Source organism: Psychrobacter piechaudii, assembly GCF_900162825.1.
GTDB classification, from domain to species: Bacteria; Pseudomonadota; Gammaproteobacteria; order Pseudomonadales; family Moraxellaceae; genus Psychrobacter; species Psychrobacter piechaudii.
In genome coordinates this window covers 1-1,634 of record NZ_FUGE01000298.1, presented here as the reverse complement: position 1 = coordinate 1,634, position 1,634 = coordinate 1, and the positions used below count along the sequence as shown (strand labels likewise).

Genomic DNA, 1,634 nt, shown 5'->3' with positions numbered 1-1,634 from the left:
CTCATAGGTAATACAATCTGAAGAATAATTTGTTTTCTAAGATTAGATTTTTTGCTAAGTTCACTTAGTGTCCTTTCCTGATGATATAACTCTTTTAAGAACAAATAGTCCACGATAGACCAGCCTATTTTTTTGCTAATACTAAAAAGATAACTATTGCTCAAGAACGGTACAGCAACCGTATATTTTATAGACTTAGCTTTTTCGTTAGCTTTTTTCTTTCTATTATTGACCTTTTTATTCATAGTTAAACCTTCAGAAATTTAGTAGATGATACGAAATTGACGTTCTTAAAATTCTTTTTATCCACTTCAATGGAAGAATCTCTCATAGTTTCGTAATCTAAGATGCAGTAATCTACTAATCTATCCAAGAACTCTTTATTCTCGAAGGTCATACCATTACGTGAATTTAACGCATCTTGACTTGATATTTCTTGCCAACGCTTAAACAAACCAAAACAGCCAACGATTATCAGCTTATACTTGGCTCTACTTAATAGTACATTCATCCTTCTCATATCTGATAAAAATCCAAGAGCTGAACTGATAGGTGTGAAACTATTGTGACGAACCATGCTTATAATAATGACATCAGCTTCATTACCTTGGAAAGAATCAACAGTTGAAGCCAGATTTCCATCCGTACCAATAGAAAAACAAGAATCGATATCTTTTATATTAATTTGTTTGTTGATTCTAGATACTTGCTTAAAGTATGGGCTCAAAACTTTTATTGAATATACCTTACTGTCGTCTGTAGTTATTTTAGAAAGTAACTCTCTTACTACCTCAATTTCTTTTTCATTAACATAAGAGTTTTCAAATCTTTCTATACCTAACTGGCTTTGCTTATCGGGTATATCGACCCATAAGATTGATTTATCCGAATTAAGGCCTTCTAATAGTGAGTCTTTAAAATAAAAAGGTTTAAAGTTATTAAAGTGTTGAACTTTCTTTGGATGACTATTTAACGTGTTGTCATAAACAGTCGTCGAGACAATATTTGCTATGTCGGGGTGCATTCTATGTTGTATGTTAAGTATGTTTCCAAAACTTTCTTGTCCTTTGTTTCTAATGGTCTCTGCATCTTTGCTCAAACTTTGAAATAATGAAAAATAACGACTCATGTTTCTAAGTACTATTAATTTATTTTCATGATCCATATGTCTCTTTAACCCCATCTCATCACTTACATTATTTCTTAGACCACTTGCTTCTAAAACCTCCAAAACTAAAGACAAATCCAAAGCAGTTGGGTTATTGATGATTTTCTTAATCGTAGGCTCTGCAAATGCTGGTAACTGCTTATAATCACCAATCATTACCCTCTTATTAGATGCCATCATTGGTGAAATAAGTTCCAGACCTGTTGCTTTAGCTGCTTCCTCAAGAATGGAAACGTCAAAATTTATATTCTCTTGAACAATATCAGACATTAATCTTGAGTTGGTTGTCGTAAACACTAAATTAGCTGAGCGGAGTATATGTTTAAAAAAATCTCTATCAGGCCTCATGATAAAGTTATTTAACTTATTTCTTATATCTTTGTCTTTGCAGTTAATTTTATACATTTCACTTTCTTGAAATTTCTCTACAAAAGGTAATGTAGTCTCCTTAATAACATTACTGTTA

At 31.8% G+C, this 1,634-nt stretch carries 1 protein-coding gene and 1 pseudogene; both read right to left on the bottom strand.

The window, feature by feature from the left end; translation table 11 throughout:
* A pseudogene (locus tag A1019T_RS13110) lies at positions 1-245 on the bottom strand (hypothetical protein); the annotation flags it as partial.
* A 2-nt stretch (positions 246-247) separates the two neighbouring features.
* A partial coding sequence (locus A1019T_RS13105; RefSeq protein WP_244156673.1) for a DEAD/DEAH box helicase occupies positions 248-1,634 on the bottom strand: 1,387 nt, incomplete at its 5' end.